Annotated in this window: 24 protein-coding genes and 1 tRNA gene; 19 read left to right on the top strand and 6 right to left on the bottom strand. The window is 60.4% G+C overall.

Translation table 11 applies throughout. From position 1 onward, the window contains the following. Nucleotides 1-2 precede the first annotated feature (2 nt). The 17 genes from aopD to ascL all read left to right on the top strand — a co-directional run bounded on the left by aopD (nt 3) and on the right by ascL (nt 11,455). Nucleotides 3-899, top strand: coding sequence for a type III secretion system translocon subunit AopD (gene aopD / locus AB5Y73_RS20275; RefSeq protein WP_118853555.1), 897 nt, complete (start codon nt 3-5; stop codon nt 897-899). A 134-nt stretch (nt 900-1,033) separates the two neighbouring features. Then, complete coding sequence (locus AB5Y73_RS20270; protein ID WP_021229946.1) at nt 1,034-1,477, top strand: type III secretion system chaperone; 444 nt, start codon at nt 1,034-1,036, stop codon at nt 1,475-1,477. 2 nt (nt 1,478-1,479) lie between these two features. Then, the gene (locus AB5Y73_RS20265) at nt 1,480-1,713 is read left to right on the top strand and encodes a T3SS regulon translocated regulator ExsE family protein (protein ID WP_181497155.1); all 234 of its coding nucleotides are present in this window, start codon (nt 1,480-1,482) and stop codon (nt 1,711-1,713) included. Then, nucleotides 1,710-2,111: a YscW family type III secretion system pilotin gene (locus tag AB5Y73_RS20260; RefSeq protein WP_181497156.1), complete on the top strand. Its 402-nt coding sequence runs from the start codon at nt 1,710-1,712 to the stop codon at nt 2,109-2,111. Before AB5Y73_RS20265 ends, AB5Y73_RS20260 begins: the two co-directional genes overlap by 4 nt. Nucleotides 2,112-2,455: 344 nt before the next feature. Next, nucleotides 2,456-3,271, top strand: coding sequence for an AraC family transcriptional regulator (locus tag AB5Y73_RS20255; RefSeq protein WP_181497157.1), 816 nt, complete (start codon nt 2,456-2,458; stop codon nt 3,269-3,271). Between the two features lie 119 nt (nt 3,272-3,390). Continuing rightward, entirely contained in the window at nt 3,391-4,206 is an 816-nt protein-coding gene (gene exsD / locus AB5Y73_RS20250) for a type III secretion system negative regulator ExsD (protein ID WP_005334544.1), read from the top strand. Between the two features lie 15 nt (nt 4,207-4,221). Then, complete coding sequence (gene ascB, locus AB5Y73_RS20245; protein ID WP_088869515.1) at nt 4,222-4,647, top strand: YscB family type III secretion system chaperone AscB; 426 nt, start codon at nt 4,222-4,224, stop codon at nt 4,645-4,647. Beyond that, nucleotides 4,620-6,473 (top strand): SctC family type III secretion system outer membrane ring subunit AscC, encoded by a 1,854-nt coding sequence (ascC, locus tag AB5Y73_RS20240; RefSeq protein ID WP_181497158.1) that lies wholly within the window; start codon nt 4,620-4,622, stop codon nt 6,471-6,473. The genes ascB and ascC overlap by 28 nt, the downstream gene beginning before the upstream one ends. Then, nucleotides 6,470-7,774 carry a SctD family type III secretion system inner membrane ring subunit AscD gene (gene ascD, locus AB5Y73_RS20235; protein WP_107685048.1) on the top strand — a complete coding sequence of 435 codons (1,305 nt, stop codon included), beginning with the start codon at nt 6,470-6,472 and terminating at the stop codon, nt 7,772-7,774. Before ascC ends, ascD begins: the two co-directional genes overlap by 4 nt. After that, complete coding sequence (locus AB5Y73_RS20230) at nt 7,737-7,949, top strand: EscE/YscE/SsaE family type III secretion system needle protein co-chaperone (RefSeq protein ID WP_040065228.1); 213 nt, start codon at nt 7,737-7,739, stop codon at nt 7,947-7,949. The genes ascD and AB5Y73_RS20230 overlap by 38 nt, the downstream gene beginning before the upstream one ends. Then, entirely contained in the window at nt 7,942-8,199 is a 258-nt protein-coding gene (ascF, locus tag AB5Y73_RS20225; RefSeq protein WP_040065226.1) for a type III secretion system needle filament protein AscF, read from the top strand. The genes AB5Y73_RS20230 and ascF overlap by 8 nt, the downstream gene beginning before the upstream one ends. Continuing rightward, entirely contained in the window at nt 8,199-8,552 is a 354-nt protein-coding gene (locus AB5Y73_RS20220) for a YscG family type III secretion system chaperone (protein WP_107685049.1), read from the top strand. The genes ascF and AB5Y73_RS20220 overlap by 1 nt, the downstream gene beginning before the upstream one ends. Next, a complete protein-coding gene (locus AB5Y73_RS20215) occupies nt 8,549-9,103 on the top strand; it encodes a YopR family T3SS polymerization control protein (RefSeq protein ID WP_107685050.1) in 555 nt (184 codons plus the stop codon). The genes AB5Y73_RS20220 and AB5Y73_RS20215 overlap by 4 nt, the downstream gene beginning before the upstream one ends. Next, nucleotides 9,103-9,441, top strand: coding sequence for a SctI family type III secretion system inner rod subunit AscI (gene ascI / locus AB5Y73_RS20210; protein WP_005320806.1), 339 nt, complete (start codon nt 9,103-9,105; stop codon nt 9,439-9,441). Before AB5Y73_RS20215 ends, ascI begins: the two co-directional genes overlap by 1 nt. 6 nt (nt 9,442-9,447) lie before the next feature. Next, on the top strand, nt 9,448-10,188 hold the full coding sequence (gene ascJ / locus AB5Y73_RS20205) for a SctJ family type III secretion inner membrane ring lipoprotein AscJ (RefSeq protein ID WP_179831119.1): 741 nt from the start codon (nt 9,448-9,450) through the stop codon (nt 10,186-10,188). Next, nucleotides 10,185-10,811: a SctK family type III secretion system sorting platform protein gene (locus tag AB5Y73_RS20200; RefSeq protein WP_163129513.1), complete on the top strand. Its 627-nt coding sequence runs from the start codon at nt 10,185-10,187 to the stop codon at nt 10,809-10,811. The genes ascJ and AB5Y73_RS20200 overlap by 4 nt, the downstream gene beginning before the upstream one ends. Next, a complete protein-coding gene (ascL, locus tag AB5Y73_RS20195; protein ID WP_139463772.1) occupies nt 10,790-11,455 on the top strand; it encodes a SctL family type III secretion system stator protein AscL in 666 nt (221 codons plus the stop codon). Before AB5Y73_RS20200 ends, ascL begins: the two co-directional genes overlap by 22 nt. A gap of 148 nt (nt 11,456-11,603) precedes the next feature. Here the strand turns inward: ascL and ruvC are convergent, their stop codons facing one another. From ruvC to AB5Y73_RS20170, 5 genes are all read right to left on the bottom strand, one after another. Continuing rightward, a complete protein-coding gene (gene ruvC / locus AB5Y73_RS20190) occupies nt 11,604-12,125 on the bottom strand; it encodes a crossover junction endodeoxyribonuclease RuvC (protein WP_005334512.1) in 522 nt (173 codons plus the stop codon). A gap of 115 nt (nt 12,126-12,240) precedes the next feature. Further along, entirely contained in the window at nt 12,241-13,290 is a 1,050-nt protein-coding gene (locus AB5Y73_RS20185) for an efflux RND transporter periplasmic adaptor subunit (protein ID WP_181497159.1), read from the bottom strand. Nucleotides 13,291-13,305: 15 nt separating this feature from the next. Then, nucleotides 13,306-16,368: an efflux RND transporter permease subunit gene (locus tag AB5Y73_RS20180; protein ID WP_181497160.1), complete on the bottom strand. Its 3,063-nt coding sequence runs from the start codon at nt 16,366-16,368 to the stop codon at nt 13,306-13,308. Between the two features lie 166 nt (nt 16,369-16,534). Then, nucleotides 16,535-18,874, bottom strand: a complete 2,340-nt coding sequence (locus AB5Y73_RS20175; protein ID WP_107685055.1) for an acyl-CoA dehydrogenase — start codon at nt 18,872-18,874, stop codon at nt 16,535-16,537. Nucleotides 18,875-18,922: 48 nt separating this feature from the next. Then, nucleotides 18,923-19,576 (bottom strand): TetR/AcrR family transcriptional regulator, encoded by a 654-nt coding sequence (locus AB5Y73_RS20170; protein WP_041208826.1) that lies wholly within the window; start codon nt 19,574-19,576, stop codon nt 18,923-18,925. Between the two features lie 468 nt (nt 19,577-20,044). Here AB5Y73_RS20170 and AB5Y73_RS20165 point away from each other — a divergent pair, with 468 nt between their 5' ends. Both AB5Y73_RS20165 and AB5Y73_RS20160 read left to right on the top strand, forming a co-directional pair. After that, nucleotides 20,045-20,785, top strand: coding sequence for a phosphatase (locus AB5Y73_RS20165; protein ID WP_181497161.1), 741 nt, complete (start codon nt 20,045-20,047; stop codon nt 20,783-20,785). Nucleotides 20,786-20,874: 89 nt separating this feature from the next. Then, nucleotides 20,875-20,950: transfer RNA gene (locus AB5Y73_RS20160), tRNA-Thr, on the top strand. 157 nt (nt 20,951-21,107) lie between these two features. Here AB5Y73_RS20160 and fdhF read toward each other — a convergent pair. Next, nucleotides 21,108-25,319 (bottom strand): formate dehydrogenase subunit alpha, encoded by a 4,212-nt coding sequence (gene fdhF / locus AB5Y73_RS20155; RefSeq protein ID WP_235686273.1) that lies wholly within the window; start codon nt 25,317-25,319, stop codon nt 21,108-21,110. Nucleotides 25,320-25,777: the final 458 nt, after the last annotated feature.

Below are 25,777 nucleotides of genomic sequence, written 5' to 3'. Positions count from 1 at the left end.
CCATGATTAACAGTGATTATGCAAATGGCGTGACCCGTACTGCCCCGCTGACCGAGGTGCAGGCCGGTGAGGCGCAGCAGGTTCGCAGTGCGACCACTGCCCATGAGGCTGCCGTTTCGACTCGCCCGCAAGGGTCAGAGAGCAAGAGCGTTCCTACTCTGCCACGCCCCTCCATTCCCTTTGATACCAAAGGGGTGACCCAGATGGTTGCGCAGCTGGACAGTGCGATGGATATGATGTCCTTGCTGTTCAAGCTGGCCCGCCAGGCTCGTGAAGAGGGGTTGCAGGTTCGGGACATCGAAAACAAGCTGGTCATCAGTAGCCAGCAGGCGCAGGTTGACGAGATGCGCCACGGCGCCAAGCTGATGATCGTCATGGCGGTGGTCTCCGGCGTGATGGCGGGGTTCTCTGCCATTATGGGCGGGATCAGCTTGGGCAAGGGCGCCAAGGCTATCAAGCAGCAACAATCCCTTGATGGTAAGATTGCCGGTCGCGAGGCTTTGATTGACGCCAAGGTTGATAGCTTGAGCAAGCCGGGCCAACAGGTTGACCGTGCTGATGTGGGCAAAGTCTGGAAACAGGATCAAGTTGCAGACAGTAACGCGAAGCAGTTGTTGGACAAGAAATTTGACCGCAATACCCAGCGTGGTCAGGTGTTCAACACCGTAACCCAGTCTGTGGGGCAAATGAGCAACTCTGCGGTGCAGGTGGCGCAGGGTGACAGCCAGGCCAATGCGAAAGAAGACGAGGTCGAGGCGACCATCAGTCAGACCGAGAAGCAGAAGGCCGAGGACAATATGTCCTTCAATGCCAACTTTATGAAAGATCTGCTGCAACTGATGCAGCAGTATTCCCAGAGCCAGAATCAGGCCTGGAAAGCGGCATTCGGCGTTGCATAAACGTCATGGTAATCAAGGCGCCCATTGGGGCGCCTTTTTGTTTTCCGGCCATTTTTCTTAAAAGTGCCGCCCTTGAGTGACAGCCCGCATGGCGGTGGCAGGCTAACATCTCTTCCTCTCTGCTGGAGGAAATCATGGATGTAACTGTCATCATCAATCGACTGCTCGCTGAATTTGCCACCAAATATGGTTTGCCATCCCTGGCTCTGAATCAGGAGGGGGTTGCGGCGCTCTGCTTTGACGAGCAGTTGCAACTCAGCCTGATCCTGGTGCCGGAGCGTGATCAGCTGGTGTTGCAGGCCGACGTGGCCGAGCTGCATCAGGTGGGCGAGGGGATTTTCCGTCAATTGGCCAGCTTCAATCGTCACTGGTATCAGTTCAATCTTCACTTCGGTTTCGATGAAGAGAGTCTGACTGTGCAACTCTATCGCCAGATGGCGGCAAGCCGGTTGACCCTGGCGTACCTTGAAGAGAGTCTCGCTAGCATGCTGGAGCATGCCGAGTTCTGGCAGGAGTTGCTGCAACCCGGTACTCGGGAGGCAGGCAGCAGTGATCAGGTGATGGGAGTGCGGGTATAACCATGAAGATTCAGGAATCACAAGGTGCGCTGGCCCTGCATGGGGCAGAGGCGGGCAAGGTAGGGGCATTTTCAGGCAGAACCGTGAGTGCCCGGTCAGCCAGTGCGAGCCAGGTTCCCCTGTCGGCACTGCTGCGACGCTCCATTACTCTCAATCAGGTCCAGGAGCTGGCGCTGCAGCGACTGCAGCAGGGTGAGCACACACCGCTGAGTGAGCGGCGGATCCGGGTGTTATGAGAGGTCTGCTGGCACTGATGTTGTCGGCCATGCTGGCCGGTTGTGTCACCACCCCGGAGCTGAAGCCATCGCAACAGCAACTCAAGGGAGAGGTGCATTTCCCGCAAGCCTTGCCACGTCCGGCGATGGTGGAGGTGGCAGTGCTCAGCGTGATCGGGGGGCGTCCGTTGCAAGTGGCAGCCACTCGTTATGAGGTGACCATGCTGCCATTGCTGTTTGATCTGCGTTTGACCCCTCTGCAACTGGCGGAAGGGGAGATCTATCTGCGGGCCCGCTTGCGATTTATAGATGGCTCCGCCGTACAGGCTATGAGTCAGCAGAAAGTTTTTAAGATTTTTAATGACAAAAAAATGGTTATTCAATTGCAGCCAAAAGCTTGTTATCCACAATGTCAGTAATGATTGTGTTTAAATAAAAAGCTTCAAATCAATCATTTATTAATTTGCCAGTTAAGATTGAAGGTTTCTTTTTGTAACGAAGTATCTTTTGCTGTAAGCACACCATTAAGTCTGAGTCGTTGCACTGGATAAATAGTGTGTTAGCTCTAATTTTAGGCTGGTTTTTCTGCTTGTGACTGTTGTAGGATTCCCCCTCATTTCAATGGTGATTAATTTTTGAACTCACCAGCGAATGACTTGATTACAAAATAATAAATAAAAATAACAGCAATAATAAAGCACCCGAGAGCGACCCGCTTCCGGAGGTGTTACTGGTACTACACGCAGATTCAGGAAAATAAAACATGAAGGGCATTACTACCACAGAGAAGGGCGATATGGCCCTGCTCCAGTGGTGCATGTCTGCTTTTAACGTTATCGAACATCCGCAAGAGGGAATTTATATTCTCCTGGAAGGATCGATGAAGTGGCAGGACTGTACCGATACCTATGAATTATCCCCCAACGAACTTCTGTTCGTGCGCCGTGGCAACTACGCGGTCTGTACCGGTGACGGCCCCTGCCGCCTGCTTTGGCTACCTCTGTCAAACTCCTTTTTGCAAGGCTTCTTGCAACGTTTCGGTTCACTGTTGAGTGAAGTCCCCCGGCTGGAGGGGATGGCCCCCACGCTGTTGCCGTTTAACTCATCCCCCTTGCTGACCCAATGTATTCAGGGACTGCGCGGGTTGACCGAACATGAACATCCCCCCGCACTGGCCCAATTACGCACCGAAGAGTTGCTGTTTCTGCTCGCGTTTGGCGAACAGGGGCCTCAACTGATGTCTATTTTGCGCCAGCTGAGCAATCGCCAGGTCGAGCGGTTGCAACAGTTTATGGAAAAGCACTATCTGATGGAGTGGAAGCTCAGCGAATTCGCCAAAGAGTTCGGTATGGGATTGACCACTTTCAAGGAGCTGTTTGGCTCGATATATGGTGTTTCTCCACGCGCCTGGATCAGTGAAAGGCGGATCCTTTTCGCTCATCAGTTATTACTCAATAGTGAAATGAGCATTGTCGATATTGCGATGGAGGCCGGTTTCTCCAGCCAATCCTATTTTACCCAGAGTTATCGTCGTCGTTTTGGCTGTACGCCAAGCCGTGCCCGACACGGCACAGATTAACGCCGGACTAAAATAATCTGACGTTTTTTATAAGCCGCAGAGCGAGGCAATGGATAGAATAGCCAGCATATCGAAACATCATTCCATTATTGCCCGCAGCAAGATGAGCAAGGCATAGCATGAGTCAGCAAGATCACCATTCACCTAACCAGGGCCTGTTTGCAGGTCGTCGGGTTACCGTTGTCCAGCCAGATACCCTGAGTCGGGATCGTCTGGTCGGCCAGCTGTCCGTGCTCCGTTATCAGGATGCCGGCGTGATCACTTCGCAGCAGATGGCCCTGTTGCAACGACTGTTGCCAAGAACCCGACTGGAGAGTCTGTTGGGCTCCATCTGGTTTCAGCGCCGTCTAGATGCCGCGCTGGCCGTCTCGCGTGAGGAGCTGCAACAGATCTTGCGTCTGGCAGGCAGTGAGCGTTGTGACTGGATGCAGCAGCTGGGGGATCGCATCAATCTGGCGGATCGTCCCTTGCTGTGGCACTGGGTGCTCTATCCCTTGCACCGCTGGTGGGTTCAGCGTCTTGAACCACTTTACGGCGCTTGGCTTAACGAACTGGAGCAGTTGCAGGTGATGCGCCGCCAGCTCAATGCCCAGGCCGTGTTCTGGCAGACCGTGGTCGATGTACCGGCGGATCTGGAGAGCCGGATCGCCGATCAGCTTGAGCAGTTGAACCAGCGCGAGCAGGAGCTCACCCGGCTGCAGACTGATTGTGAGACACGTCTCCAGCTGGCCTGGCCTGCCTGGTATGCGCAAACGAGCAAGGAGGGGGACCCGGTTCACCTGATGCCGGTACCGCTTGAGCTCGGCACATTCTGGCATGCCCTGCAGGCTCTGCCCCATCAGGACGAGGCAGCCCTAACCCTGCATGAGTGGCTGGCCGGCCGGGGCATTGCCCTGGGTCAGGATCACTTCTACTGGCAGCCTCCTGCGCCCTAGATAGCCCGAGGAACTATGCAAACGCTACTGAATCGATTGGCCGCAAACCTTGGCCAAGGGCCTTTTATTGCCGACGCACAGGGAAAGTACCATCTGCGGATCGATGGTTATCCCCTCTTTCTGACCCCCAGAAACGGTGAATTGCTGCTGAGTACCCCGCTTGCAAGCAGCCAGAGGAATGACGCTGAGGCCCATGATCCGGCGCTGCTAAAGCGTCTGTTGCAACAGGTGGTGGCCTGGGGGCGTCATGCCCCCCATGCACTGGTGCTGGATGAGCTTGGCAATTTGCAGCTGGAGGCGCGGCTCGCGCTGGAGTGGCTCGACGAGGCGCTGCTGGCGGAGCGCCTGAGCCAGCACATCGCCCTGCTGGAGCGGTTGGAACCCCAATTGACCGAGGCCGCCTTGGCCCCCCAATGGAGACAGATGATATGGCACCCTTGAGTGTGCAACCCTTGCTGCGTCCCCTGTTGTGGGTCTGCCTCGCCGTGATGGCGTGGCAGCGTCCCGCCATGGCACAGGAGCTGGACTGGGTGCCCATGCCTTACAGCTATGTGGCAGAAGGGGAGAGTCTGCGCGACGTGCTGGTCAACTTCGGTGCTAACTACGAGGTCTCCGTGGTGGTCAGCGACAAGGTCAACGATCAGGTCAACGGTCAGTTTGAACATGACGAGCCGCTCGCCTTTTTGCAGCAGCTCTCCTCCCTCTACAACTTGGTCTGGTACTACGACGGTAATGTGCTCTACGTCTTCAAGAACAGCGAAGTGCAGTCCCGTCTCATCAATCTTGAGCAGACTGGCGCAGCAGAACTCAAACAGGCGCTGCAACGGGCCGGGATCTGGGAACCCCGCTTTGGCTGGCGCCCCGATGCGGATAACCGGTTGGTCTATGTCTCCGGCCCGCCCCGTTACCTTGAACTGATCGAGCAGACCGCGCTGGCACTGGAGCAACAATCCCAGCTGCGCAGCGAGAAGACCGGGCCGCTGGCCATCGAGATCTTCCCCCTCAAGTACGCCTCGGCTACCGATCGCTCCATCCAGTACCGCGATACCGATGTGGCGGCGCCCGGTGTGGCGACCATTCTGGCCAAGCTGCTGAGCGATGCTGGCGTGCAGATGGTCAACGGCGAGGGTAGCAAGGCAGCGACGGCCACCTCCGGTCAGGCCATCGTGCAAGCCGATCCTTCCCTCAATGCGGTGATCGTGCGCGATGCCCCGGAGCGGATGGCGATGTACGGCAAGTTGATCGCCGCGCTCGACAAACCGGCGGCCCGTATCGAGGTGGCGCTCTCCATCATCGATATCAATGCCGAGGATCTCTCCCAACTGGGGGTGGATTGGCGAGTGGGGATCCGCACCGGTTCCAACCAGCAGGTGATTATCAAGACCACCGGCGATCGCAAAGGAATTGAAGGGGGCGCCGCGCTCGGCAGTCTGGTGGATTCCAAAGGGCTCGACTATCTGCTGGCCCGGGTCAATCTGCTGGAAAACGAAGGCAATGCCCAGGTGGTCTCCCGCCCGACCCTGCTGACCCAGGAGAACACCCAGGCGGTGATTGACCACAGCGAAACCTATTACGTGAAGATCAGCGGTGAGCGGGTGGCCGAGCTACAGGGGATCACCTACGGCACCATGCTGCGGATGACGCCCCGGGTGATCCAGATGGGTGACAGACCCGAGATCAGCCTGAGCCTCCACATCGAGGATGGCAACCAGAAACCCAACAGTGCGGGGGCCGATGGCATCCCCACCATCAGTCGCACCGTGGTCGATACCATCGCTCGGGTCGGCCACGGCCAGAGTCTGCTGATAGGCGGTATCTACCGCGACGAGATGAGCGAGAACCTGAGCAAGGTGCCCTTCCTTGGTGACATCCCTTATCTAGGGGCGCTGTTCCGTAGCAAGGACACCCAGACTCGTCGTTCGGTGCGGCTCTTTATCATCGAGCCTCGTCTGATTGATGACGGTATTGCCCACTATCTGGCGCTGGGCAATGGTCAGGATCTGCGAGCCGGGGTGCTCGGGGCTGATGAGATCTCCAATCAGAGTCTCTCCCTTGGCAAGGTGCTGGGGGGCGCGCAATGCCAGCCGCTGGCTGCAGCCCGTGACGTGCAGCAACTGCTGCGTCAGGGGGGCAAGAGCTCGTCCCTGACCCAGTGCCGGATGGGCAATGAGCTGGGGTGGCGTCTGGTCGAAATGAACAAGGATCAAAAATGTACACCTTCCGCCAGCTGGTGTGTGCAGGCGGGCAATGAGGGCGCTCCCCGATGAGCTGGAAGTGCCGCGTATATCGCGGGCTCAACCGCGGGGTAGAAGTTCCTCTGCCGGAGGGGCGTCTGGTCATCGGTTCCGATCCCCTCAAGGCTGATCTGGTGCTGGTGGATGAGGGGATGGCCCCCGAGCATCTGGTACTGCTGGTGAATGGGGAAGGGATCACCCTGCAAGCCTGGGCGGACGGTATTACCCCGACTCAGGACGGTGTCGCCCTGACCGCGGGAGAGACGCTCAGGGCGGGGACGCGCCTGGAGGCAGGCCCGCTGCTCTGGAGCTTCTGTGACAACAGTCGTTCGCTACCCGAACAGCTTGAGGCTCTGGCGGCGGTGGTTGCTCCTGCTCGTGCGCCGCGGCGGCGGACAGCGGGCGCCGATGTCTGGATGGGTTCCCTCTGCCTGAGTCTGGTGGTCGCCGTGGTCTTGCTGCTCGGCACGGGCTGGTGGCATGGCGCCGACGAGAACGAATCCGCCCGCAGTGAGCAGGCATTGAAGCGTTTTCTGGCCGCACCAAACTACCGTCAGGTGGTGCTGAACAGCAGTGATCCCGAGCTGTGGCAACTCTCGGGTTATGTCGATGAGAACAGCGCGCGTCTTGCCTTGCAGCAGTACCTCGACAGCAAGGGTTTCAGCTACCGGCTGGAGCTGCGCACCATGGAAGATCTGCGGCAGGGGGCCGGCTTTATCTTGCAGAAGCTGGGTTATGAACAGCTGCAGATCCGCAATGGCAAGGAGCCCGGCTGGCTCAAGCTCAGCGGTGAAATTCAGGGGCAGGATGGCAAATGGAGCACCATTGAATCTCTGCTCAAACAGGAGGTGCCCGGCCTGCTGGGGGTTGAAAATCAGGTACAGATTGCCGGGGCCTATCGCAAGCGCCTCGATGCCTTGCTGCAGGAGCAGGGGCTGGCCGGTGCATTGCGGGTGCGTGAAGCGGGTGGGCGACTCGAACTCTCCGGCCAGCTGGATGAGCGCCAACTTGGCCAGTTTCAGCAGGTCAATCAGCAGTTTCGCCGGGAGTTCGGTACACACCCGACGCTGGAGCTGATCAATCAGACCAGAACGCCGCGTCAGGATGAGCTGGAGTTCGATGTGCGCAGCGTCTCGTTTGGCCGGGTGCCTTATGTGGTACTGGCAGACAACCAGCGCTATCCGGTTGGGGGCGCAACCTCCAGCGGCGTGCGGGTGCTGGCCATTCGCCCCGATGCGGTGGTGGTGAGCAAGGGCAAGCAGCAATACATCGTCAAATTAAAAGGAGCCGAGCGGCATGATGACCAGTTTGGAAGCGCGACTGTCCGGCGCTGATCCCGCCTTTGCTCGTGAGCTGCATGAGCAGCTTGTGCAGGCTCAGGGTGAAGTGAAACGGCAACTGCTGCGCGGGGGAACCCCGCAACAGTATCGGGAGTGGCAACAACAGGCCGACGCCATCGAGGCGGGGCTCACGATCATTGGCAAGTTAAAGGAGCACAACCATGGCTGATTACTTTAAGTATGCGGACGGTACTACTAACACCCTCGATCAGGTGGCATCGAACCTCTCCGGGCAGGCCAATGACGCCAATACCGAGGTCAACAAGGCCATTGAGGCGATGAAAACCAATCCGGATAACCCGGCGCTGTTGGCCGAGCTGCAGCACAAGATCAACAAATGGTCGGTGATCTACAACATCAACTCCACCGTGACTCGGGCCATGAAAGACCTGATGCAGGGTATTTTGCAGAAGATTTGATGATGAACTCTGAACTCAAGCGACAACTGGCCGAACTTGCGCTGGCTGGCACCGGCCACCATTGCCATCAGGAGGCGGCTACTATTGCCGACTGGCTGGCTGGTGCGCCGGAGATGAACGAGTGTGTAACGCTCATTCGCCTCTCCTCCCTGATGAACCGGGGCGATTACCAGGCCGCTTTACAGCTTGGTGGCGAGCACTGCACGCAGGATATCGAGCCCTGGCTGGCCCTGTGCGAGTGGCGGCTTGGTCAGCAGGAGGCGCTGGCTGCACGGTTGCTGCGACTGGAGCAGAGCGGTCAGCCAGCCTTGCAACAGTTTGCCGCAGGCCTTCGCGAGCAGATGACATCATGAAGATTGAAGGCAGCGATCAGCCGGGGGGAGAGCAGCCGCTGCGTCAGCCCCCCCCGCCCGAATCCATGGCTCAACGCCAGTTCGAGCGACTGCTGGCCAAGACTCCCGAGCCGGATCTGTTCGAACGCTGGCAACAGGGGGCTACCCTTGAGGGGTTGCTGGCCAGTGTGGAGCCCGCCGCCAAGCGTGAACTGCTCTGGCAGATCTACCAACAGGGCGACAAATCGGCGCCGGAGATTGGCAAGCAACTGTTTGCCCCGGTCACTGACAAGTTGATCGCGCGTTTTGGCGAGCGTCAGTCGCCGGTGGTGGATGCCATCGATCTGTCGGAGTTGCGAGCCACCATGCGGGAGTTTGATCCCCTGGCGTCGCGGCGAGAGAAGGTGTTGCTGAACTTGTTGAGCGAGCTCAGGGACGGGCAGGGCGCTGTGCCCGCGGGGCATCAATTTCTCGATGCACTGGCCCGGCGAGAGCTGATGACCCTGATCCCGCTCAACGGCATGGTGGACAATCTGATGCGCAATTCGCACAAACTTGATCTGGAGGCGTGATGGAAATTGCACAGTCTGCCCAGGCGGTGGTAACCAGCCTGGATGAGTTGAAAGCGGTGGATCTCTCCTCGCCCCATGTCGCCAGTTTTGAACAGGCGATGGGGAGCACATCCCAGGGGATGGGGAGCTCCCTGCTCGGGGAGCTGGGGGAGTTGAAGCAGCAGTTTGTCGAGGCCAAGCAGAGCCTGCAAGCCGAGCTGGCCACCCCGGGGGATGACCCCAACAGCCTGATGCAGATGCAGTGGTCGCTGATGCGGATCACCATGCAGGAGGAGCTGATTGCCAAGACCGTGGGCAAGATGAGCCAGAACGTAGAAACCCTGTTGAAGACCCAGTGAGGTAGTGTGAAGAGATCGATGCTGATGGGGGTGCTTGGCGCCTCGCTGCTGCTCAGCGGCTGCAAAGTGGAGCTCTATACCGGGGTCACTCAGAAAGAGGGCAACGAAATGCTGGCGTTGCTGCAGACCGAGGGGATCGCCTCGGACAAGCAGCCGGACAAGGATGGCCGCATCAAGCTGCTGGTGGAGGAATCCGACGTGGCGCAGGCCATCGAGACCCTCAAACGCAAGGGCTATCCAAAAGAGAGCTTCTCCACCCTGCAGGATGTGTTTCCCAAGGATGGCCTCATCTCCTCGCCCACCGAGGAGCGGGCTCGCCTCACCTATGCCAAGGCGCAGGAGATCTCCAATACTCTGTCGGAAATAGACGGCGTGCTGGTGGCTCGCGTCCATGTGGTGCTGCCGGAAGGCAATGAGGGGATCAGCAAGAAACCCTCTCCCGCCTCGGCCTCGGTCTTTATCAAGCATGCGGCGGATATCCAGCTCGATACTTACATCCCGCAGATCAAGCAGTTGGTCAACAATAGTATCGAGGGGCTCGCCTACGACCGGATCAGCGTGGTGCTGGTACCCTCGGCGGATGTGCGTCAGAGCCCGCTGATGCCGCGTAATACCTCGCTCTTCTCCATTGAAGTGAGCGAAGGTTCAAAGTGGCGGCTGGGCGGCTTGATTGCCCTGTTGCTGGCGTTGGTGGTGACCAGCAACCTGGCGCAATACATGTGGCACCGGAGCCGGAGTCGCGGATGACGGTCGGTTTGACCCCCTATCAGCTGCGCTTTTGCCCGGCCAGTTACCTCCATGAGGCGCACCTGCCCTCATCCTGGGCGCTGGTGCCCAAACTCCTGCCCGAGTGGCGAACGCTGCCAGCCAGTAACGGCGCCTTGCTCGAGGCGCTGGATCTGGAGGTTGGCTATGAGATGCCAGCGCCTCTGGGGGGATTGGCGCTCTTTCCCCAAGGCGAGCTGGTGCTGTTGTTGCGCCGTCTGGGGGCCGTGCTGCACGGTGAGGCGATCCGTCGCTGCCTGCTGGCACCAACGCTGCGCCAGATCATCGCCCTGCTGGGGGAGGAGGGGCACAGAGCCATACTCTCCCAGCTCGACTTGTTGATTGGACCCTGGCCCGCAGGCTGGCAGCAGCCTCTGCCCGCTCAGCTCGATGAGGGTGTGCTGGAAGAGGCTGGTTTGCAGTTCTGGCTGGCGGCGGCCGGGGAAGGCTACCCCGACTGGGCTCGCCGTCTCACCCTGCGACTTCCCCCTGCGCCACCCGGGCCATCATGGCCTTTGGCGGCTGATCAGCGGCCACTGGCTCGGGCGCTTTGTCTCAAGATTGCCAAACAGGTAACCCCCCAATGCTGCCATTTGTTGAAATAAAGAGTAACCATCTGCAACTGGCGCCAAGCCAGCGTATTTTGCGTAGCCAGGATTACCTCTCCTACCTGAGCGCCCAGGAGTTGGTAGAGGCCGCTCGTGCCCAGGCGGCCGATATCGTGGCCGAGGCCCGCGCCGTCTATGAAGAGCAGAAGAGCCTTGGCTGGCAAGCCGGGATTGACGAGGCCCGGCGCGAACAGGCAGTGCTGATCCACCAGACCCAGTTGCAGTGTCAGGGGTACTATCGCACCGTGGAGCAGCAGATGAGCGAGGTGGTGCTGCAGGCGGTGCGCAAGATCCTGCACGATTACGATCAGGTAGCGCTCACCCTCAAGGTGGTACGAGAGGCGCTCTCGCTGGTGAGCAACCAGAAGCAGGTGACGATACGGGTTCACCCCGAGCAGGTGCAGGCGGTGCGCGACCAGATTGCCCGGGTACACAAGGATTTCCCCGAAATCGGCTATCTCGAGATCTCCGCCGATGCCCGCCTCGATCAGGGGGGCTGCATTCTCGAGACCGAGGTGGGGATCATCGATGCCAGCCTCGACGGCCAGCTGGAGGCGCTCTCCCTCGCCATGAGTTCGGTGCTGGAAAAGCGCGGTGAACAGCAGGCTCGACTCTCAGGGATGAATGCCGCTGTTGAATAAGGCGGCTGAATATATGGTCGGCTACGTGAGAGAACATTTATCTGACAAGTCCCGCCGGTTGTTACCTGCCCACAAAAAAACCGCCCCGACTAGCCGGGGCGGTTTTTTATTTAACGATACCGAGATGAGTCGTGGACGACACAAGGGCTCAGCGATAGCGGCCACGTACCGAGCTGCTGGCACGGCCGGCCATCTTGATCAGGCTCTGGCGGGTGTGCAGGTGGCAGAGCGCGACGCCAAGGGCATCTGCTGCATCCGCCTGCGGGGTGGCGGAAAGTTTCAGCAGATGGGTCACCATATGCTGCACCTGCTCCTTGGCGGCGCCGCCAGTGCCCACCACTGCCTGCTTGATCTGGGTGGCAGAGTATTCGCTCACCGGCAGATAGGCGTTGACCGCGGCGACGATGGCGCTGCCCCGGGCCTGTCCCAGTTTCAGGGCCGAGTCGGCGTTGCGGGCCATAAAGACCCGCTCGATGGCAAACTCGGTGGGTTTGAACTGGGTGATGATCTCGCATACCCCGTCATAGACCTGCTTGAGGCGCTCCGGCAGCTCGCCGCAATCGGTGCGGATGCAGCCAGAGCCCAAGTATTCGGCCTTGCCGCCCACGACCCGGATAACCCCGTATCCGGTGATCCGTGAACCCGGATCGATGCCCAAAATAATGCTCATGGGTGTTGATTGCTCTAAACGCGAGTGATGGCCGCCAAGATAGCAAACTGTGGCCCGTTTGGCTGTATGTCCCGGGTCAAGCGGGTAAAGATTGGCCAGCCTGCGTCGGGCGTGGCTACCCCTTGAACAATTCTATGGTGTCGCCATCCTGCAGGCTGCCGGCACCGCGCACCACCACCCGATCCCCCTGCTTGAGGGCGCCGCTCACCGCCACCTGCTGGCTGTCGCCAAACAGCACGGTGACCGGCACCCGATTAACCTTGAGCGACTTGCCGCTTCGCGCCACCTGATAGACCACGCTGCCATCGGTGCCGAGCACCAGAGCGTCACGGGGCAGCAGCATGCTCTGCTGATCCCCCAGTGGCAGGGCAACCCGTACCGGCGAGCCGATGATGAAGGTGCCCGCTTCCGGTTTGAGGCGCAACTCGATGAGGCGCGACTTGGGATCGGCGCTGGCGGCTCGCTGGTAATAGACGCCGTGACCGCTCAGTTGCTCCCCCTCCACCCGTAGCCGGGTTTGCGGCGCCAGCTGCTGGGCCCAGAGAATGGGGGCTTGCAGGCGGATATCCGGCTGATCCGGATTGACCAGTTCCAGCGCCTGCTCGCCCGCGTCCACATGCTCGCCGGGCTGGATGAAGTGGTTGTTCACCACGCCATCGAACGGAGCATAGATGTGGCTGCGGCGCAGCTGTTCTTCAATCTGGTTTACCTGTATGGCGGCCAGCCGCTCGGCCAGCGCGGCCTGCTCCACATCATAACTGGCCTTGTCGTACTGGCTTTGGGAGGCGCTCTTTTGCTGGTGCAGCCGGGTGATCCGCTGGGATTCGGCGCGGGCGAAGCGCAAGTTGCTCTGCCATTTCGCCTGCTCGGCGCGAGCCTGCTCCAGCGAGAGGCGCAGCGCCGTACTGTCGAGGCGCAGCAGCTCGTCCCCTTTTTTGACCCGGCTGCCAAATTCGGCGATCCACTCCACCCGGCCGCTCACTTCGGCGCTGAGCGCCGCCTGCTGGCGACTCGCCACCGTGCCGCTGACCCAGATATTGGCGGCCGCATCCCCTTGGGTCACATCCGCCAAGGTCACCATCTTGCCCTGATCGGCCAATACCGGTAGCGCACTGCCTGCAATCAGCACCGCGCCAGCCAACATTCGGGTAATCATATGTGTCATCGATGAGCTCCTTGCTCAGGCCCGCTGGCGCAGGGGTTGTGGGATCGCCACCTGCTCCCCGAGACGCAGGAAGGCAGGCAACAGGATCAGGGTAAACAGGGTGCTGCAACTCATGCCGCCGACAATGACGGTGGCGAGCCCGCGGTAAATTTCGCTCCCCTCGCTCGGGCTCAGCATCAGCGGCAGCATGCCGAAGATGCTGGTGAGGCTGGTCATGGCGATGGGGCGCATCCGGCTTTGCAAGGCATCAGCTACCGCCAGCTGACGGCTCATGCCGTCCCGCTCGGCGGTGCGGGTCTGATGCACCAGCAGGATAGCGTTGTTGACCACCAGTCCCAGCAGGATGACAAAGCCGATGATGGTGAGCAGATCCATCGGCAGCGGCACCAGCAGCCCGCTCAGTTGCAGCGCCAGCACGCCGCCAACCGAGGCAAGGGGCAGGGTGAGCAACACCAGCAGGGCATCCTTGAGGGAGGCAAACACCCCCCACAGCAGCACCAGCAGGATCACCACGGCAAACAGGAAGATGGTCCCCAGATTGTCGAGCGCCTGTTGCAGGCTGTCGGCGTTGCCGGCAATGCGCAGCTCGCCACCAGCGGGCAGCAGGGGGCGGATGGCGGCAAAACTGCGGTTTTTCAGGGTGTCGAGCACCTGCTCCATGGTCATGCCTGCGGGGGGCGCTATCTGCAGGATGATGCTGCGCCGCCCATCGGCCCGGAAGATGCTGGCCGGGCCCATGTCATGCTCTACCCGCAACAGCTCGCCAAGGGGAACGATGCGCCCGGAGGGGGTGGCCAGCGGCACTGCCTTCAGTTCGTCCGGATTGGCGGAGCTCTGCCCCATCAGCATGATGTCGAGCCGATCCTCGCCATCGAAATACTCGCCGACCCGCAAGCCGTCGCCAAAGGTCTGGATGATGGTGGGCAGGGGCGTGCGATCCCAACCCACTTCGGCGAGACGCCGATCTTGCGGCACCAGTTTGAGCTCGGGGGCGGTGAAGTCGAGACTCGGCTCGGGCCGGATTTGTGCTCCCGGCAGGTCCTTGCTGAGGATCTCCATGCTGGCACGGGCCGCCTGATAGAGCTCGGGCAGGTTGCCTCCCTGCAGCAGCAGGGAGACGCCGTTCTCGCTGTCAAAGCCGCCAAACAGCGACCCCTGACCGCCGAACACCCGGGTGTCGGGAATACCCACCAGCAGCTGTTTCATCAACAGGCTCTCCAGCTCCTTGATGCGGGTCTCGTCCTTGGGGCGCACGCCAATCTGGGCGCCCCCCGGGTAGCGCAAGATGTAGTAGTTCTTGAGGGCCGGTTCTTTCTCCCCCTTCATGTAGGGGGCGAGGCGGGCGATCAGGGTATCGATCACCTCTTCTCGCTGGGCCTTGAGGTTGACCCCGGGGGTGAAGTTCATCCAGACATCCACCGCGTCCCGTTTCACGTCTGGCAGATAGTCCATCTTCGGCAGCAGCGCCCAGGTGGCCAGTACCGGCAGACTCATCATCAGGGTGATGACCGTCCAGCGCTGGCGTGAGGTCGAGGTCCAGCGGATCACGTGACGGGTGGTGCGCTGCCACAGCGACTCATAGGGATCGGTCAGCGTTTCATGTCCCATCCAGCGCGCCGCCACCGCAGGCAGCACGGTGACGGCGACCAGCATGGAGACCGTCACGGCGCAGGCGATGGTGAGCGCCAGATCGGCAAACAGCTGACCCTCCACATCGTTGAGCAGCAGCACCGGCAGGAAGATGGCGACCGTGGTGAGGGTGGAGGCCACCAGCGCCGTCCACACCTGACGGGTACCTTCGAGCGCTGCCTCCGCCTTGCTCAAATCCCCCCGATCGTGGCGCCGGTAGATACTCTCCAGCACCACGATGGCGGCATCGAGCACCATGCCGACGGCAAAGGCGATGCCCGCCAGCGAGATGATATTGAGGGTGCGATCCATCACCTTGAGCAGGCAGAAGGTGAGCATGATGCTGATGGGGATGGCTAGGGCAATCATCAGGGTCGCCTTGAGCTGGCGCAGGAAGAGCCAGAGGATGGCACAGGAGAGCAGCACCCCGAGCCCCAGGTTGGCGGTGACCATGCTGACGGCGCGATTGATGTAGAGGGAGGCATCGAACGACTGCTCCATGTGCAGCCCGACCGGCTCCAGCACCTCGCGGTTGAGCTCGTTCACCCGGGCCTTGATCGCCTCAAGGGATGCCAGGGCATTGGCACCGCTCTCCTTGAAGATCTGGGCGGCGATGGCGGTATTGCCGTTCTGGATCCGCAGCACCGGGTTCTCTTCCCTGGCCACCCTTACTTCTGCTACATCCCGCAGATAGATGGGCAGGCCATCGCGCCAGTCCACCACCTTGTCCCCCAGCGTCTCGACATCATAGCGACCGGCGAAGCGCAGCTTGTACTCCCAGCGCCCGATGTCGAGGGTACCGGCCGACACGTCCCAGCCGGTGGGGGCCCGGCTGGCCAGCACCGGGATCTCCACCCCCAGCTCGGCGGCGCGATAGGGGTCGAAGCGGATCTGGATCTGGCGCTCGTTGATCCCCTCGATTGCGACTGTCGAGACTCCTTCGATGCGCTCCAGCTCGGGTTTGACCCGCGCCTCGATCAACGCCTGATGATCATCGATCATCCCTTTGGCGCCGGGCAGCTGCTGGATGAAGAAGAAGGTGAGGGTGTCGTTGCTGCTGTAGTTGTTGACGTAGGGGCCGCCAATCTTGTCCGGCAATCCCGAGACCCGGTTCAGCCGCGAAATCACATCGAGCTGGGCCCGCTGCATGTCGGTGCCGAGGGCAAACTCCATGTCGATTTCGGTAAAGCCGGGATAGCTGTTGCTGACAAGGCTCTTGAGCCCCTGCACCCCCTGCATCTCCTGTTCGATGGGGTCGGTGATCTCCGACTCCATCTCTTGGGGCGAGGCTGAACGCCAGCTCACCGAGATGTTGAGGTGTGGACGGTCGATGTCGGGGAACAGCTGGATCGGCAGTCCCCGGATGCTGAGCAGGCCCAGCAGGAAAATCAGCACGATCGAGACCGCCACCCAGATGGGGCGTTCGATCGCCGTTTTGGCGAGGTTCATTCACTCTTCCTGAGTTGTTGTTATCGGCCATTCCGCTGGCCTTGCTTCCAAAGCCCCTGCAAAGGGACTCAAGCATTTAACTGGAATTCTCCCGGCTTGTAAATGCATGGTTAACAAACAAAAAAACCGGCCACGAGGGCCGGTTTGGTACTGGTTTGCCAAGGGATCAGGCGGCGTGTTCGACCTTGTTTGGCTGCTTGTTTGCTTGCTGGGAGAAGCCTTCCAGCTCGCCCGGGGCGAAGTTGTCTACCTGAATCGCTTCGTAGCGCAGGGCATCGGCGGCCAGCAGCTTGTCTGCCTCGTCCTTGCTCAGCACCGATTTGGCCAGCGCAGCTTCCACCAGTTCCGGCAGCGCCAGTTTGCGGGGCAGTTTGCCCTCTTTCTGGGCCTGCACCAGTTTCTTCTCGTAGGGCTGCACTGCGACCATGGCCTGGAAGGCACGCTCCATCAGACCGACCGGGTCCGCCTCGTCCTTGCCTACATAGCAGAGGGCGGTCAGACGGTCGCGGAACTCGCCCGGTTTCATCATGGCCAGACAGATGGCGTGGCAGCGATCGTCGGCCGGCATCTTGTAACCCACGCCGAACGGGAACACCACCCGCTTGAGTACGGCACCCACCACCTTGTTCGGGAAGTTCTGGAAGAAGCCCTCGAACGCCTTGCCAATCAGGTAGAGGTTGCGTTCCACCGCGTACTGCACGAACGGCAGATCGGAGACCATGCGGCCCTGATCCTCGTAGTGCTTGAGGGTGGCGGAGGCCAGGTAGAGGTGGCTCAGCACGTCACCCAGGCGGGCGGAGATCATCTCCTTGCGCTTGAGGTCGCCACCCAGCATCAGCATGGAGACGTCGGCGCACAGGGCCAGCCCTTTACTCATACGGGAGAGCTGTTTGTAGTAGCGAGCGGTTTCACCGGCCACCGGCGCGCTGTTGAACTGACCCAGGGTCAGCCCCTGGAACAGGGAGCCGAAGAAGTTGCCGGCGCCGAAGGCGATGTGTTTCATCAGCAGGGCGTCAAACTTCTCGAGACCGCGTTCCACGTCGGTATCGGCTGCCGCTTCCAGCTCGGCAAAGACGTACGGGTGGCAGCGGGTAGCCCCTTGCCCGAAGATCATCAGGTTGCGGGTCAGGATGTTGGCCCCTTCCACCGTGATGGCGACCGGAATACCCATGTAGGCGTAGCCGGTGTAGTTTTTCGGGCCCAGCTGGATGGCACGACCGGCGTGGATATCCATGGAGTCATCCATGATCTGGCGCGCCATTTCGGTCATGTGGTACTTGGAAATTGCGGTGACGATGGCCGGTGCCTGACCCAAGTCCAAGGAACCTGCGGTCATACGACGGGCCCCTTCCAGCTGATAGGTGAGGCCGCCGATGCGAGCCAGCGCCTCTTGCACCCCTTCAAACTTGCCGATGGACATGCCGAACTGCTTGCGCACATAGGAGTAGGCGCCCACGGTGCGGCTCGCCATGTGACCGCAAGCGGTGCCCAGCGCAGGCAGCGAGATGCCGCGACCGGCGGAGAGACATTCGACCAGCATGCGCCAGCCACGACCGGCGTAATCCGGGCCGCCGATGATCCAGTCGAGCGGAATGAACACATCCTTACCGAAGGTCGGGCCGTTCATGAACGCCAGACCCATGGGGTAGTGGCGATCGCCGACGCGCACGCCGGGGTGGCTGGTGGGGATAAGCGCGCAGGTGATGCCGAGCTCCTCCTTGTCACCCAACAGTTTTTCCGGGTCATAGAGTTTGAACGCCAGCCCCAGCACGGTGGCACGGGGGGCCAGGGTGATGTAGCGCTTGTTCCAGTTGAGGCGAATACCCAGCACCTCTTCACCCTTGTGCATCCCTTTGCAGACGATCCCCTTGTCAGGAATGGCGCCGGCATCGGAGCCCGCTTCCGGACCGGTCAGGGCGAAGCAGGGCACCTCTTTGCCACTGGCCAGCCCCGGCAGCCAGAAATCTTTCTGGGCCTGGGTGCCATAGTGCATCAGCAGCTCGCCCGGGCCGAGGGAGTTCGGCACCATGACGGTGACCGCCACGCTCAGGCTCTTGGTGGCAATGCGGGTAACGATGGTGGAGTTGGCAATCGCAGAGAATTCGCGGCCGCCGTAGGATTTCGGGATGATCAGGGAGAAGAAGCCTTCCTTCTTCAGATAGTCCCACACCGGCTCCGGCAGGTCCTTGGTTTCGTTGACGATCTTGAAGTCGTCAACCATGGCGAGCAGGGTTTCGACCTGATTGTCGATAAAGGCCTGCTCCTCTGCGGTCAGTTCGGCCTTGCCGTAACCGTGCAGTTTTTTCCAGTCGGGGTTGCCGCGAAACAACTCGCCATCCCACCAGACGGAGCCGGCTTCCATGGCCTCCCGCTCGGTAGCTGACAAGGGCGGCAGAATCTTTTTGAAGATGCCGAACACCGGACGGGTTACCACCTTTTTACGGATGGAGGGTACGCCGAGCACAACGGCAATCGCCAGCACCAGCAGGACAAGCAATGTGATCATACCGAAGTTCCTTCTATTTCACTGTTTCCGTTGATTTATTGTTGGTTGTTACACGGCCAGGGAGAGCCTGGTCGACTCCACGGGCGCCCCGACTCCGGACGCCAGATAAGGAATAACGTTGCGCACCAGCCCTTCTACATCGAGCTGCTGGCCAAAGTCGGCCAGGGCGATGTCGCGCAGCGCATCGGCAGAGGCCATGGTGAACACGACGGTGCCCAGGGTGAAGTGCAGGCGCCAGAAGAGATCTGCCGGCGACAGGGCCGGATTGGCCTTGGAGATGGCCTGGGTGATCCGCTGCAAAATGGGGCCATAGTGGGCGGTGATAAAGCGGCGCAGGTGGCCCTGGCTGTCGATATAGCCGCGCCCCAGCAGCTGCATGAAGATGGCCGGGCCGTTGGCCCGCACCGCCGATAGCTTCATCAGCGGCTCGACAAAACTTTCAAACAGTTGCAGCAGGGTCAGCTGATCCTGCTCCATCAGTACCCGCAGGCGGGCATCGAGATCCGGCATAAACAGGCTCAGGTAACGGTCGAGTACTGCCTGGATCAGCTCCTTCTTGGAGCCGAAGTGATAGTTCACCGACGCCAGATTGACGTCGGCCTCACTGGTGATCAGACGCAAAGAGGTATCGGCGAATCCCCGCTCGGCAAATAGCACTTCAGCGGCGTCGAGAATACGGTTTTTGGTATCGATTTTACTCACTGGACACCTCACTTAAACGAATGTTTAAAAAGTACGTTTCATAACGTGAAGTGTCAAGAGAATGTGAATGAGTGTTAGCGGAATGTTTTTCGATGAAAAAAGCAAAGTGGGCGGAACTTAGTCAAAAAGCAGGACTCTATATCTATGCCACTGCAATTAAACATTAAGTCTCGCCCAACCTGCACCATGCTAGTTGGGCCTTTTTTTGCGCGTCTGTTACCGGTTTGCGGTTTGCAGGCAAAAAAAACCGCCGCAGGGCGCGACGGTGGGGAAAGTGAGTTCGCGTCATCCTGACGGCAAACTGTCGATGCGAGTTCAGGCATGTATCGACGGGGGCAGTATGCCAGCCAGAGCCCCTCAGACTATGTCAGCTTCGCGGTATTTTGTGACAAAGTGTGGCAAGCACCGGCGTGGCCCGAGCTGCCGCTCTTTGCTATGCTGCCCTTTCAAAATATGAGGGGAGAGAAGATGAAGTACCCGGTCGATACCCACACTCACACTATTGCCAGCACCCATGCCTACAGCACCATCCACGACTATCTGCCGATAGCCAGGGCCAAGGGGATCAAGCTGTTTGCCACCACGGATCACGGCCCCGAGATGGCCGATGCCCCTCATGTCTGGCACTTTGCCAACTTGCCGATATTGCCAAGAGTGGTGGATGGGGTAGGGATCCTGCGGGGTATCGAGGCCAACATCAAAAACCTGGAGGGGGAGATCGATTTTCCCGAGCGCTATGAGTCGCGCCTCGACATGATCATGGCGGGCTTTCATGAGCAGGTATTCCCTCCCTGCGATCAGGCCACTCACACCCAGGCTATGATCAACGCCATCAAGAGCGGCCGGGTCGACATGATCAGCCACCCTGGCAACCCCGCATTTCCAATCGATATTCAGGCGGTGGTCAAGGCGGCCGCTGACTATCGGGTAGCGCTGGAGATCAACAACTCCTCTTTCATTCACTCGCGCCCGGGTAGCGAAGGCAACTGCCGTGCCATCGTTGAAGTCGCGCGAGATCTGGGGGCCTATCTCACTTTCGGCTCCGATTCCCACGTGGCATTTACTCTTGGCGATTTTGACCACAGCCACCGTCTGGTGACCGAAGCGGGCTTCCCGCAAGAGCGGATCCTGGTGCGCTCCCCCCGTGCCCTGCTCGATTTCCTCGAGAGCCGCGGCCGCGCCCATATCCCCGAGTTTGCCGACCTGTAAATCGGGCGCTAACACCATGAGCCAACTCATAAAATCGAGCTGCCTCAATTGACTTGCCGGCCATTTTTTATGAATGTGGAGAGCAACAAGCCGGTATAGCTCAGTTGGTAGAGCAGCGCATTCGTAATGCGAAGGTCAGGAGTTCGATTCCCCTTATCGGCACCAAAAAACACAAAGGGTTAGCTTATGGGCGAAGCTAACCCTTTGTGTTTTTTGGTTGGTGGCCCCTTCTCATACCCCTCTTTTGCTATTGCAACACCAAGGAGGAAGGCCTGCGGGCCAACTCTCCCGGCAGGCGGCTACTCAGGTTTTGCTATTCCCCTCAGGCAACCTCGATGTCTGGCTTGGCCGGTTCCGCCTGCATGGTGTGTTGCCCTCCTTGCCTCGGGCACACCAGCTTGTCGATGCGCACCGCAGCTACCTTGAACTCGGGGATCTTGGCGTGGGGGTCGGTGGCATTGATGGTGAGCCGGTTGGCCGGGGCTTCGGCAAAGTGGAACGGGATAAAGACCACGCCCGGTTGCATCCGCTTGGTGACGAAGGCGGGCAGCTCGATATGGCCGCGGCGGCTGGTGACCTTCACTCGCTCACTGTTGCTGATGCCCATCCGCTCGGCGTCCGCCACGCTCATCATCACCCGCGGGCCAGCCAGCTTGTCGAGCCCCCTGGTCTTGCGGGTCATGGTGCCGGTGTGGAACTGCTCCAGCAGGCGGCCGGTAGTGAGCACGATGGGATAGGTCTCGTCGGGCAGTTCGGCTGCATAGCGGAACGGGGTGGCGACCATCTCCCCCTTGCCGCGGGTGAACTGCTTGCCGTGGAGCAGGCGAGTGCCTTCGGGCGCCGCGTCGTTGCAGGGCCACTGTAGCCCTTGCGCTCCCACCTTGTCCCACTGGATGCCGGCGTATTGCGGGGTTACCCGGCAGATCTCGGCGGTGATCTCCTGCGGGTGTTGATAGCGCCAGTCGCCGCCCATGGCGTTGGCGATCTGCTGGATTATCCACCAATCCTCCCGCGCTTCACCCGGCGCCTTGAGGGCGGGGGAGATGCGCTGTACCCGCCGCTCGGTATTGGTGAAGTGGCCGCTCTTCTCGGCAAAAGAGCTGGAGGGGAGCACCACATCAGCGAGTTGGGCAGTTTCGGAGAGGAAGATATCCTGCACCACCAGAAACTCCAGCTGCTTGAGCCCCTCGATGACGTGATGCTGATCCGGATCGCTCAGCACCGGGTTCTCCCCCATCACATAGAGCCCCTTGAGGCTACCCGCGCAGGCGGCATCGATGGTCTCGGTAAGGGTGAGGCCGGGCGTGCGCGGCAAGTTTGGCTGCTGCCAGGCTGCCACGAAGCGGGCATGTACCTCGGGGTTGGCCACCTTCTGATAGCCGGGCAGGCAGTTGGGCAGCGCCCCCATGTCACAGGCCCCCTGCACGTTGGATTGGCCCCGCAGCGGGTTGATGCCGCCCCCTTCGATGCCGATGTTGCCGCACAGCAGTTGCAGGTTGGCGATGGCCCGCACGTTGTCGTGGCCGGTGGTGTGCTGGGTGATCCCCATTGAGTAGTAGATGGCGGTGCGTTCGGCGGTGCCGATAAGGCGCGCGAGCTCGATCACCTGTTCGGCCGGTACGCCGGTGACGAGGGCCACCTTGTCCGGGGCATAGGTCGGAGAGAGCACCTCCGCTTGCAGCGCTTCGAACCCTTCCACCCGCTCGGCGATATAGGCCTTGTCGTGCCAGCCGTTTTGGATGATCTGCTGCATCAGGCCGTTGAGCAGCATCACGTCGGTGCCGGGGCGATGGGCCAGATAGAGGCTGGCGTGGTCCGCCATCTCGATCCGCTTCGGATCGGCCACTACCAGCCGCGCCTTGCCCGTGGTGACTGCCCGCTTGATATGGGAGCCGATGATGGGGTGGGCTGCCGAGGTGTCGGAGCCGATGATGAAGATGAGATCCGAGTGGTCGATGCTCGGGATGTCGTTGGTCATGGCGCCGCTGCCGAGTGACGCCTCCAGCCCGGTGACAGTGGAGGCGTGGCAGAGCCGCGCGCAGTGATCCACGTTGTTGGTGCCCAGCTCCCGGCGCATGAACTTCTGGAACAGGTAGTTCTCTTCGTTGGTGGTTTTGGCCGAAGAGAAGCCCGCCAGTGCATCGCTGCCATAGCGCTGGCGCAGGGCGGTGAAACGCTCGGCGACCAGGGCGATGGCCTCCTGCCAGCTGGCGGGCACCAGCTCGCCATCTTTGCGGATAAGCGGGATGGTGAGGCGCTCCTCGCTCTGGATAAAGTCAAAGCCGAAGCGCCCCTTGACGCAGAGCAGCCCCTGATTGACTGGCGAGTTGCGGTTCCCCTCCACATAGCGGATACGGTTGCGCGTCTCATCGACATAGAGGGTGACGCCGCAGCCGACCCCGCAGTAGGTGCAGATGGTATTGACCGGCGTGAGCAGCTCGGTGCGCCCCTGCGACTTGTCGCGGGCATCCACCAGGGCGCCGGTGGGGCAGACCTGTACGCAGGCGCCGCACTGCACGCAGTGGGAGTCGCCCATCGAGAGTCCCGTGTCGAACTGCGGCCGGTTCGAGAGGGTACCATCGCTGTTCTTGGCAAAGCGCAGCACCCCTTGTACCGCCTGCTCACCACAGGTCTGCACGCACTGGCCGCAGCCGATGCAGCGGTTGGCATCGAACACGATAAATTCGCTGCTGCTATCTACTGCAAACTTCTGGCATTGACTGGTATCGAGAGCGCTCTGATCGACCTTGTATTCGGTGGCGTAGTCGCGCAGTGCACACTTGGTGTTGGCCTGACAGCCACACTCGAGGCAGCGGCTGGCCTCACTGCGGGCATCTGCATCACTCAGACCACGCTCCACCTCGGCAAAGCTGCCCTCGCGATCCTTCTCTGCCAGATGGGGCATGATGGTGCGGGCGACTTTTTTCAGGTGAGCAAACTGGGCGGGATCGACCTGCTTGAGTGTGGGTGCCTTGCAGGCGTTGAAGGGCCGCACCGGGTCGATCATGTCACCGTGGAGGAACTGATCGATGGCCAGCGCCGCCTTGCGACCATCGGCGACCGCTTCGATGGCGGTCGCAGGCCCGCGGCGCAGATCGCCGATGGCGAACAGGTTGCCGTGGCCGCTGTGCATGGTCTCGGGGTGGGACTCCAGCGTCTGCCAGCGGGTGAAGGGGAGGGTGAGGGGCTCCCCTTCCATAAAGCTGAGATCCGGCTGCTGCGACACTGCCGCAATCACGGTATCAAACTCTTCAAGGAAGAACTCGCCGGTGGGCTCCGGGCGGCGGCGACCGGAGGCGTCTGGCTCGCCGAGAGCCATCTTCTCGAGGCGTACCTGACAGACGCGACCAGCCTCATCGGCCAGATTCTCCACCGGATTGGTGAGCATCAAAAAGCGCACCCCTTCGTGCTCCGCTTCGTCGATCTCATATGCCTCGGCGGGCATCTCGGCGCGGGTGCGGCGATAGATAAGGGTGGTTTCGGCGCCGAGGCGCACCGCCGTGCGGGCGCAGTCGATCGCGGTATTACCACCCCCGATCACCGCAACCCTCTTGCCGGTGGTGAGCCGCTTGGTGAGCATCTGATCCTTGAGGTAATCGACCCCGAGATAACAACCGGCCAGGGTGCTGCCCGGGTAATCCATCGGCACCGCCTTGGATGCGCCGACGGCCAGACAGACCGCATCATAGTCGCGGCACAGTGCCGAGAGGGTGATCTGGTTGCCCAGCCGCTGCCTGGTGTGGATCCGCATGCCGCTTTGGCACATCAGGTCGATCTCCTGATCTAGGATCGCCTTGGGCAGCCGGTATTCAGGGATGCCGTAGCGCAGCCAGCCACCCGCTTCGGGCATCGCCTCGAACAGATCGACCTCGAACCCCTCGTAACCCAGATAATAACCGCAGGTGAGGCCGCCCGGGCCGCTGCCGATAATGGCCACCCGCTTGCCCTTGGCGGGCTTCTTTGCCGGTTGATAGGGGGCAACCTCGGCCAGATCGAGATCGGCGGCGTGACGCTTGAGGTGGCGAATGGCGAGCGGCTCATCTACCAAGGCGCGGCGGCACTCGGCCTCACAGAAAGCGGGGCAGACCCGGCCAATGGAGAGGGGCATAGGCAGGGTCTGTTTGATGACGGCCATGGCCGCCTCGTGCTCCCCCATGGCGATGTGATGCAGATAGGATTGAATGTCCACCCCGGCCGGACAGGCGCGTTGGCAGGGGGCTTCGCAATCAGCGTAGTGGTCCGAGAGGATGCGGCCGAGCGCCTGCTGGCGGTGTACGCGCAGGGCATCGCTTTGGCTGGTGATCACCATTCCTGCCTCGGGGGGCGTCTCGCAGGCGCGCCGGATGCCGAGCCCGGCAATCTCCACCACGCAGAGGTCGCACGGCGTCTTGGGGCCGTTGGTGTTGTCACCGCACAGGGAGGGGATGTCGATCTGGTGCTGTTTTGCTATCTGGAGCAGGGTCTGGGTCGGGTCAACCGTCAACTGAGCTCCATCGAGGGTGATGGTGAGCATGGCGTCATAACTCGGTTTCAAGGCGCAGAAAATGCTGCATCTGGCGGAGCCAGCAGGGGAAGCGACAGGGAGGCCGCTTGTTATACGCTCACCATAACAAAGATTATTTACAACTTTATTTGATTTTAGACAGCTTATTGTTCAAAAGGGAAAACGATTTCAGGTTGTCTTGTCTACCTCATCGGCTCGGCGCATCGTTGAGAATCATTCCTGTTACAGCAGGAAACTCATTGTCTTATTGTCAGTTTATGCGTCTGGTGGAAGAGAGGCTGCTCTCGCTCGCGGTAGGTGTGATCCGCCAGTAGCACCATTTGTTATGCAACTTATTTTGCATAAATGGTGACTTTGCTGAAGGCACTCGGCTGGATAGAAGGTTGCTGGAGAGGGGGCGGACATGCGTGAGTGGCGAGTCCTAGATAAAGAAAATGGCCACCTTTTCCAAGGCGGCCATTCACGTTGCCGATCGGCGCACTGTTGGC

Source organism: Aeromonas sp. s7(2024) (genome assembly GCF_040907825.1).
GTDB lineage: Bacteria > Pseudomonadota > Gammaproteobacteria > Enterobacterales > Aeromonadaceae > Aeromonas > Aeromonas veronii.
Note: the sequence above shows the minus strand (reverse complement) of the source record. Positions and strands in the feature narration are given on the sequence as shown.